Here is a 9,190-nt window from a genome sequence, read left to right as displayed (position 1 = left end):
TAAAAATGACGATAAAAATAAATGGTGAAAGAGTTGCAAAAATAGCAAATGGTCAGAAGTTTGAAATGTCTATTCCTAATAGTGTTGTGCAAATATGTGTCACGCAATCCGGAGTTAAGAGTAATACCATAGAAGTTAAAGACGGTGAACTAGTTCAAATAAAGTCCAATAAATGGAGTAATAGGATCTATATTTTATATTATATTATTTTTATTACCGGTATGTTTACTTCGAATCCATTATATAAATCAATTGCTTTATTAGTGATCCTACTGTTGTCTTTTATTTTGTTGTTTATTGTAAATGCTTTTCAACTGACCGTTTTAGATGATAAAACAACGATTTAGTGGAAACCCTTTGAAATAGATAGTTTTTAATCTAATAGATAAAAAAGTTCTCCTTTATAATAAACAGCTTAAGAAATAAAACTGTTTACTGTAAAGGAGAACTTTTTTTATTTTTTGATGAATAAATAAAAAAGCAAATCAATAAAAAATGCAGATAGTAAAAAAGAATACACTAAAAAGGAGGAAAGAAAATGAATCAAATTGGATTAGTTGGGCGTTTAGTAAGAGAGGTAGAACTTAAAGAAGTTGGTGATGACAAAGTTGTCACTAATAATACTTTAGCAGTAGCAAGAAGAGGGAAGAAAGAAAATAGTCCACCAACTGATTTTATTCCTATTGTTGCATGGGGACAAGTAGCAAAACTTATCCATCATTATTGTGAAAAAGGCCATATGGTAGGTCTTACTGGGAGAATTCAATCGAGGTCTTATATCAATAAAGAAGAAGAAACTATTTTTATGGTTGAAATGGTAGTAGATGAAGTACATTTTTTACAAAATAAAAAATTAGAAACAGCTGTAAAATAATGAAAGCGGAATATTTATTGTTAAGGAATTGTAATAAAACACATAAAATGTAGTGAAATAGAAAAAATAATTGAAATTAGAGCGAACAAATAGCTATTTTTGTAATAGTGAACATATGAAAAGAAAGGATATTTAAAATTAAATAACACATAAAATGAATATTAAATTAGAAAAATTTGAGTTGATAAACCTTATTCTGGCAACGTTAAACATAAAAAAAACTAATATTATGAGAAAATAATTTTGAATAGGATATGGTTGAATATTCAGAATCTTTACAGTTGTCTCTTTGAAAACGGTACTAAAAAACGTTGTGTTACAGACCCTTAATTCATAAGTAACCTAAGCCTATACCGTACGTGATATGCTATTTCTCGTACTGAAATAGGAGGAAAATAATCCAATGAAAAAAAATATTTTATCCATCATTGCCTTATTTACGTTGGCATTAGGAACAACTGGAATCACAACTGTTTTAGCTTCTCAGAATGAGAAAAGCGAAGATGTATTAGATAAAACAGAAATTAAACAATCCGAAGAATTAGGAATACAAAATGGTTTAGATTATTTAATAGACGAAAGAGAAGAGAGTAAAGTAATTATTCAAACTTTAGCTGCTAGACCATCTAGTGAAGAACCCTTATTAGAACCGGTAAGTATCGAAGATGAACAGGAAAAAACTGAGGATGAAGAGAAGAATACAGTTGACTATACAGTAGAATCTGGAGATACATTAATAAATATCGCAACTGCTTTTGAAGTTGACGTAAGTGAATTAATAAAATGGAATGAACACGTAACAAACGATTCACCATTGCAGATTGATAAAGTTATCCAAATTGAAACAAATTTAACTACTGAAACGATCAAACCAGAAAAGCTTACCTGGGAAACTAAAACAAGCGAAGAGTCTCTCCCAGTAGCAAACCAACAGGATACAGATATGGATGAAACAAGTGCGGCCTCTTCTGATGCTTCAACGGAAAAGATGACAGTAGTTGCTACTGCTTATAGTCGAAATCAGCCTTCTCTAACGAATATCACTGCTTCAGGAATAGACTTAAGCCAAAACCCTCAAGTTATTGCGGTAGATCCTACTGTAATCCCATTGGGAACTAAAGTTTATGTCGAAGGATATGGAGAAGCCATTGCTGGCGATACAGGAAGTGCAATTATTGGAAATCGAGTAGACTTGCATATGGATAGTATAGATGAGTCGTTCAATTGGGGTATTCAAGAAGTTGAATTAACCATTTTAAATTAATAGAGAGAAGAGAGTTAAGATAATGATCTTGACTCTCTTTTTTGACTAAAAAGTGAAGATTGTGAGATGTTTCGGCATGGTGCTTTAGTTGTAATGGTAAAAAGAGTATAATAAGGTAGAGAATTTTTTTGAGAAAGAGGGTATTTCATGAATATATTAATGATTGAAGATAATCAATCCGTATGCGAAATGATGGAAATGTTTTTCATGAAAGAAGAATGGAAAGCTACGTTTGTCCAAGATGGTAAAGAAGGATTAGATGCTTTTCTAAATGATTACGAAAATTGGGATTTGATTACGTTAGATTTAAATTTGCCAAGTATGGATGGTATGCAAATTTGTCGTGAAATACGAAAAGTTTCAAAAACAATACCAATTATTATGCTAACAGCTAAAGATTCTGAAAGTGACCAAGTTATTGGACTAGAAATTGGAGCGGATGATTATGTTACAAAACCATTTAGTCCATTAACTTTAATTGCCCGCATAAAAGCTTTATACCGTCGAGTAGATCTGATTCATGATGAAGCCGGTAAAGTAGATGAGAAAGCATATGAAGTGGAAACAAAGTATCTTAAAATGGATAAGAGAACGCGTGAAGCTATATTGTATGATCAAATTATCGATAATTTGACGCCTAAAGAATTTGAATTGCTTTATACACTAGCTAAAAGTCCTAAACAAGTTTTTTCTAGAGAACAGCTTCTAACGATCGTTTGGGATTATGAGTACTTTGGTGATGAACGAACAGTGGATGCTCACATCAAAAAATTGCGCCAGAAAATTGATAAAACAGGGCCACAAGTGATTCAGACAGTCTGGGGAATAGGATACAAGTACGATGATTCTGGAGTTTCCTCATGAGATTGAATTATTTTTATCAACAAATGCTGGCCTTTTTTGCAGTCGTGACAATCGTTTTAATCATATTAGGATTTTCATTTTTACAATTTGCACGAAACACAGCTTATCAAAATACTGAAACGCAGTTGTTTGGATATGCTGAAGCTTTAATAGATGAAAATCTGCAAATGGATAAACTTGAAAATGGACAAACGATTCTAAAGAATCAAGGAGTATCAATTTTTGTTTTTGATAGTACAGACAGTATGATTTATCCTAGTACAACTGAAAAATATGTTAGTGGAATCTCGGAGGAAGATCTAAAAATATTGAAAAATGGTGAGCCTATTTCCTTAACTCAAAGAAATACAGATTTTTTTGGCAATCAGATCAATACCGCAATCGTTTATCAACCTTTTTTCACTCAAAGTACGGGTGATTTTTATGGGTTTATAGCCGTTAGTGCGCCAATTAGTACAATAGAATCAAATTTAAAAGATATTAGAAATAATTTGTTTAGTGCGTTTATTTTTTCAATTGTAGGTGCAACGATAGCTAGTTATTTTTTTGCTAAGTTTCAAGTAAAAAGAATCAATCGTATTAGAAGTGCAACTCATAAAGTATCAAAAGGAGATTTCGATGTTCAGTTAGAAAACAAAGAAATGGATGAATTTGATGATTTAGCAGCTGATTTTAATACTATGGTTGATTCATTAAAAAGCTCTCAAGAAGAAATTGAACGTCAAGAGAATCGACGTAGACAATTTATGGCTGACGCTGCACATGAAATGCGTACACCATTAACAACCATAAACGGACTACTTGAAGGTATTGAGCATGATATGATCCCTGAGAATCAAAAACAGAGAAGCCTTCAATTGATGCAAAATGAAACTCGTCGTTTGATACGCTTAGTAAATGAAAATTTAGATTATGAAAAAATTCGGTCGAATCAAATCGTTTTACAAAAACAAACTTTTAATGCATATGAAGCACTAGAAATGATTGTTGAACAGTTAAAAGGGAAAGCAAGGGATTCAGGAGATGAACTGATATTAGAGTGCCCAACAGAATTAATGATCTACGCAGATTACGATCGATTCTCCCAAATTATTGTAAATATTATTCAAAATGCAATTCAGTTTACAACTAATGGGAAAATCAGCATTATAGGCTATTATGCTGAGAATGAAAGTATCATAAAAATCAAAGATTCTGGTATTGGGATGACTGCTGAAGAAGTAAAAAATATATGGGAACGTTACTATAAAGCAGATATTTCAAGAAAAAACACTAAATATGGAGAATCTGGGTTAGGTCTGGCAATTGTTCAGCAATTGGTAAATCTGCATGGTGCACGTGTTGAAGTAGAGAGTATACCTGGCGAAGGAACAACCTTTACATTATCTTTTCCATTCGATCTAAATGAAATAAGTAAATAGCTCTAAGGTAAATAGTAAAAAGATTAGCAGAAGTTAGACAATTTGTCTTAGCTTCTGCTAATCTTTTTGTTTTAACTGACTTTTTTTGGATGGTAAGTGATAGGATCAAGTTCAAACGGTATTTCAGAGGCTAAGATCTGGTCATCGGAAGTAACTAAAATAAAAGAAAAACCTTTTGTGCGTGCATAGTAGCGAAGAGATAATAACCAATCTTGTTTTGAAGATGCAGAATCAAAGCTGAAACAATCTTCTACTAGAATGACTTTTTTATTGCATAGTTCATTTAACCGTAATTGCAACTGAAGGAATAGGCTTAAAGGCAATGCTTTAAAAGGTTTATCAGCTAAAGTGTCAGATATAGCGAGTTCTTCTAATACTTCATTTACTACTAAATCAAGTGAGCGTTTCATTTGATTAGACGCTAAGGACAAAACAAGCAGCATGTTTTCTCGGACAGTTAAGTAATCAATAAAAGTCTCATCCTTCGTAATGACTCCCGGAAAAGAACCTAACTGTCTATTAAATTGCTTCATCAAAATTGAGAAATCAACTTCTTTAGCTGATAAACTATAAATCGTTTTAGGTTTGATTGAAAATACAGGATGATTGTCAGTTTTTTTAAAAGAATTTTTAAACATAATATTTCCTCCTTAGTAATGACGGTTAAATTAGGAAAGTGTATTTTTTTTCAATGATAGCAGCAGATAATTTGGAATACCGATAACTATACAGCTGTATAAGTTGATGATTCCCACTAAAATAATAGCTTGCAATGTATTATTTTGAGTAAAGGTGTTATGCATAGATTCACCTGACAAAAAAGCATTAATATTGAAGCGTGTTAAATTCTCATTTTCACTACTTAATAAAGGGGACTCCCTTTGTAAATGAACTAGAGAGGTACTTGGTTTTAATTCTTGTTGTAAAATATCAGATTCCAGTTGAGAAACTTGATTCATTAAAGGAGTTGCAAATAGACTGTAAATGGAAAGAAGTACCAAAATAATCGTGTTGATTAAAAGGAGTTGTTCCACTATTAATTGGGCGGTTAACTTATAAACCCGTTCTCCCATCAAAAGGTAGGTTTGGTATTCCTTTTTTCTAAATCGGCTTAAAAATAACTGAATCATTATCATACTAAGTGTACCTGCAAATATGATTAAAAGAAGAAGGTACTGATATTCCATTTTATAGTGAGTTGTAATAGATTCTAAGGCTTTAAAAGGCTCATTCAGTGATGTATGTTGTGAATCTAAAGAATCAATAATTCTGTTTAACTGAATGGAGGAATCTGAAAATTGTTTGGCCAATAATGAAACTATAAAAGCTAGGATAAAATAAATTAGGTAAAAGGTAAGCATAAACAGTAAAAAATAAGGATGATTTTGTAAATGACGATAAGCACGTTTAGCAATTGTCAAACACAGTACTCCTTTCTACTTGAAAATTGATTCTATTTTTATTGTAATCATTAAATATGAAAAAACTGTGAAGCAAATAATAAGAGGGTATGCTAGTTAAATGATTTTTAGAACAAAAAAAGGTTGAGTCCATTAGGACCCAACCTTTTTTCTAATTAGCAAATTAGTTTAAAAAATCGTTTATTTACTCTGCACCCTTAACGTCAGGAGCTTCTGTTTCAGCTGGTTGTGTTTCGTCAACTAATTCAGGATCGACTAGCAACTCTGGAGCATTTGTTTTATAGAGATCAACAGTAGACTGATTGCCGTTTTGACTATACATACTTGTATCTTCTGTTCCTAAACCTTCATTTAAAGCCTTCATACGTTCTAATTGGTCACGGTAATCGTAATCAGCGGGATTTGTCGTAACAAGACCTTCAGGAGTATAGAAACGTAGTAAATCACTTGTCAAAATGCTGTCAGACAAACTTAATTGAGTATTTACGTCTATTCTTAGCTGTTCAACTTCAGCAAGAACTTCCTCAGAAGGTTCTACAATTAATTCACCTGTTGCAGTATCATAAATAGTTGAACCATCAACAGTGTATTTAGGAGTTACAAAATTCCCGTTACGGAAAGCAACTGTTTCATCATGGTTTTCAGAGAATAAATCTGTTCCAAGTAAAACATTGTCTTTTGTATCAATACCTAGTAAATGAAGAAGAGTAGGAAGACTATCAATTTGACCTCCGAATTCTTCATGGATTTTTCCATTACCCGTTCCAGGAATGTGGACCATATAAGGAACTCTTTGCATCATTGTATTGTCATAGCTTGACCAAGTTTCAGGATCTTTTCCAAGTAATGGAGCTAATGTTTCGTTTCTTGAATTAGATATACCATAATGATCACCGTAAAGAACAATGATGGAATTATCATATAAACCAGATTCTTTTAAATAACTAAAAAATTCTTCAATAGCTTGATCTAAATAATGAGCAGTCACAAAGTAATTATCAATTGTATCATCCCCTGTTGTAGCAGCTGGGAAATCGACATTTGCTTCGTCCAGTGGGTAAGGGAAATGATTAGAAACTGTAATAAATTTAGAATAAAACGGTTGAGGCAATTGTTCTAGATATTGGACAGATTCTTTAAAGAATATTTTATCTTTCATTCCATACTCTAACGTATTTTCTTCAGTGAATGTGTAAGATTCATCATCAAAGAAGTAATCCACACCCATTGATTTGTACGTATTGTCTCTATTCCAGAAAGAACCGACGTTACCGTGAAACATAGCACTCGTATAATTCTTTTCTGAGCCTAAGATTTGTGAAGCAGATTGGAAAGTATTGCTGCCTCCAACTTGTGTAAAGGCACCCCCTTGAGATAAGCCAAATAAAGAATTCTCAAGCAGCATCTCAGAATCAGCTGTTTTACCTTGTCCTACTTGGTGGAAGAAGTTACTGAAACTTTGCGTATCAGCATTATGATAGATACTATTTATAAATGGCGTAACTTCAAGTGCTTCGCCTTGTTCAGTCTCTAATTTGTAATCAATAAGAAATTGTTGGAAACTTTCTAAATGTAGATAGATAACATTGCGATCTTCGGCAATGCCAAACATTTCTGCATCAGCCCCAGCAAAATGTTCATCCACATAACTCAAGACACCTTCAATATCTGATTCATCAGCATTTGCTTTAACTTGATTAGCTTGAGCAGTTTGATAACCATCGTAAGCTGTAAAGAAATTAATACCAAGATATTTAACAATATAATTACGGTCAAATGTACGAGCCAGTAATTGGGGACGATCACTTTCAGCTAATGCCAAGTTACCAGCAAATAAGGTAAACCCAACAATCGTAGCTGCAAATGCATAACGTTTCTTGAATGGACGTTTATCCATTGTTACTTTCTTAGTAGCCAATAAAGCAATCAAGATGAAGATGTCAACTAAATAAAGAAAATCAGTTGCATGCAATAAAGCAAAAGTACTTGCTCCTAAGCCTCCAGCAACATTTCCGGCGCCCAAGATGGTACTGACCGATAGGAAATCTGAAAACTCTCTATAGTAGAGAATGTTCGCAAAGAATAAAATAGTCATTAATGTATAGACCGTTATTAAAGCGATATATGCTTTTTTTGAACTCTTAAAGTAAAGAGCAATTGAAAATAAAATAATCGTTGTCGCAACTGGGTTAATCAATAAAATAAATTGTTGCATAACTCCTTCTACACCGAGAGAGAATTCTGCTTGATACCCTATATACGTTTTAATCCAAAAAACGATAACTGCCAAAGAAAAAAATCCCAGCCTCGTTTGTAGTAGTTTTTTTATGTTGTTCACTGTTGAATCCTCCTTAAATAAATGACCACAGTATAAATAATATAAGTTGAAAATTTCAATTTTAAATGAGACCTGCGATAATCCTGCATCATAACACATTTTACAATTTATTTACATTATAGTCAATTTTACTTGCTTTAAAATAGCTGAATATTTTAGGGAAATGTCTATTGTATCAGGGATAAGTTTTGAAAAGTAAAGTTTACGTAAAATTTAGATACTTCGAATAAACTATCCCTTAATAATAATGTATACTTAATTCGTAATGACAAATGAGGAGGATTTTTTAATGGTATTTTTGCAACCCCTCTTTGATTGGATTGAATCGAGGTTTGGCGAATCAATCAATCACTTTCCATTAGTAGAATTAATTTTTCACAGCGTTGACCAAACCTTCGTTTATTTTATTTTTTGGCTTATCGGACGTGGAGCCTTTCTAGCTGTCAAAAAAAAGAAAAAACAGCCAATAAAATGGCGCAGAGAGTTTGTTTTAAATGTGTTTATTTTTTATATCCTTCTCTTGATTCATTTAACGGTTTTTCGCGAAGATAATTCCATTATGAATGTGTCCATTGTTATGCGTCCTTTAAGTGAAATCAACTGGATTCCATTTGTAGAAACGGCTAAATTAACTCAAGGAACATCGTTGTTTGATTACTACTATAACTTATATGGAAATATTCTTTGGTTTGTTCCCATGGGGTTTGGCGCAGCTTATTTAATGAAAAGAAAGTATACCTTTTTACGCTCATTGGGTATTGGGATAGCTGTTTCATTTTTAATTGAAACGATGCAATTTCTTTTCTTTACAGGCGTGTCGGATATTGATGATTTAATTTTTAATACTATTGGAACAATGATTGGAATTGTATTGTTTGAAATAAGTCAATGGCTATATAAAAAATGGCAAAATAAGAAAACCACTTGAAAATAAAATGGACCCTATGTCAAAGACATTTAAAAAAAGAGACCTTATGCAATACCTGATAAAAATTGTTCCCTGTAATG

Annotated in this window: 9 protein-coding genes; 6 read left to right on the top strand and 3 right to left on the bottom strand. The window is 32.3% G+C overall.

The annotated features are described in order from the left end of the window. The 5 genes from ABS911_RS12995 to ABS911_RS12975 all read left to right on the top strand — a co-directional run. Positions 1 to 347, top strand: a 347-nt coding sequence (locus tag ABS911_RS12995; RefSeq protein WP_350467908.1) for a hypothetical protein, incomplete at its 5' end; no start/stop codon positions are given. A 191-nt stretch (positions 348 to 538) separates the two neighbouring features. Continuing rightward, a complete protein-coding gene (locus ABS911_RS12990; protein WP_350467907.1) occupies positions 539 to 874 on the top strand; it encodes a single-stranded DNA-binding protein in 336 nt (111 codons plus the stop codon). A gap of 403 nt (positions 875 to 1,277) precedes the next feature. Next, positions 1,278 to 2,138, top strand: a complete 861-nt coding sequence (locus tag ABS911_RS12985) for a 3D domain-containing protein (protein WP_350467906.1) — start codon at positions 1,278 to 1,280, stop codon at positions 2,136 to 2,138. Between the two features lie 147 nt (positions 2,139 to 2,285). Further along, positions 2,286 to 3,002 carry a winged helix-turn-helix domain-containing protein gene (locus tag ABS911_RS12980; protein WP_350467905.1) on the top strand — a complete coding sequence of 239 codons (717 nt, stop codon included), beginning with the start codon at positions 2,286 to 2,288 and terminating at the stop codon, positions 3,000 to 3,002. Next, entirely contained in the window at positions 2,999 to 4,423 is a 1,425-nt protein-coding gene (locus ABS911_RS12975) for an ATP-binding protein (protein ID WP_350467904.1), read from the top strand. Before ABS911_RS12980 ends, ABS911_RS12975 begins: the two co-directional genes overlap by 4 nt. 71 nt (positions 4,424 to 4,494) lie before the next feature. On the opposite strand, the gene ABS911_RS12970 is transcribed toward ABS911_RS12975, so the two are convergent. The 3 genes from ABS911_RS12970 to ABS911_RS12960 all read right to left on the bottom strand — a co-directional run bounded on the left by ABS911_RS12970 (position 4,495) and on the right by ABS911_RS12960 (position 8,182). Continuing rightward, the gene (locus tag ABS911_RS12970) at positions 4,495 to 5,061 is read right to left on the bottom strand and encodes a hypothetical protein (RefSeq protein ID WP_350467903.1); all 567 of its coding nucleotides are present in this window, start codon (positions 5,059 to 5,061) and stop codon (positions 4,495 to 4,497) included. Positions 5,062 to 5,091: 30 nt separating this feature from the next. Further along, positions 5,092 to 5,844, bottom strand: coding sequence for a hypothetical protein (locus tag ABS911_RS12965; protein WP_350467902.1), 753 nt, complete (start codon positions 5,842 to 5,844; stop codon positions 5,092 to 5,094). 184 nt (positions 5,845 to 6,028) lie between these two features. Further along, entirely contained in the window at positions 6,029 to 8,182 is a 2,154-nt protein-coding gene (locus ABS911_RS12960; protein WP_350467901.1) for an LTA synthase family protein, read from the bottom strand. Between the two features lie 289 nt (positions 8,183 to 8,471). On the opposite strand from ABS911_RS12960, the gene ABS911_RS12955 reads away from it, so the two are divergent. Beyond that, positions 8,472 to 9,110: a VanZ family protein gene (locus ABS911_RS12955; protein WP_350467900.1), complete on the top strand. Its 639-nt coding sequence runs from the start codon at positions 8,472 to 8,474 to the stop codon at positions 9,108 to 9,110. Positions 9,111 to 9,190: the final 80 nt, after the last annotated feature.

It is taken from the genome of Carnobacterium sp., assembly GCF_040274425.1.
Note: the sequence above shows the minus strand (reverse complement) of the source record. Positions and strands in the feature narration are given on the sequence as shown.

Excerpts from the sequence above, each read along its gene's own strand:
- ABS911_RS12990 (WP_350467907.1), top strand. The coding sequence starts at position 539 with ATGAATCAAATTGGATTAGTTGGGCGTTTAGTAAGAGAGGTAGAACTT.
- ABS911_RS12970 (WP_350467903.1), bottom strand. The coding sequence starts at position 5,061 with ATGTTTAAAAATTCTTTTAAAAAAACTGACAATCATCCTGTATTTTCA.
- ABS911_RS12955 (WP_350467900.1), top strand. The coding sequence starts at position 8,472 with ATGGTATTTTTGCAACCCCTCTTTGATTGGATTGAATCGAGGTTTGGC.
- ABS911_RS12980 (WP_350467905.1), top strand. The coding sequence starts at position 2,286 with ATGAATATATTAATGATTGAAGATAATCAATCCGTATGCGAAATGATG.
- ABS911_RS12975 (WP_350467904.1), top strand. The coding sequence starts at position 2,999 with ATGAGATTGAATTATTTTTATCAACAAATGCTGGCCTTTTTTGCAGTC.
- ABS911_RS12985 (WP_350467906.1), top strand. The coding sequence starts at position 1,278 with ATGAAAAAAAATATTTTATCCATCATTGCCTTATTTACGTTGGCATTA.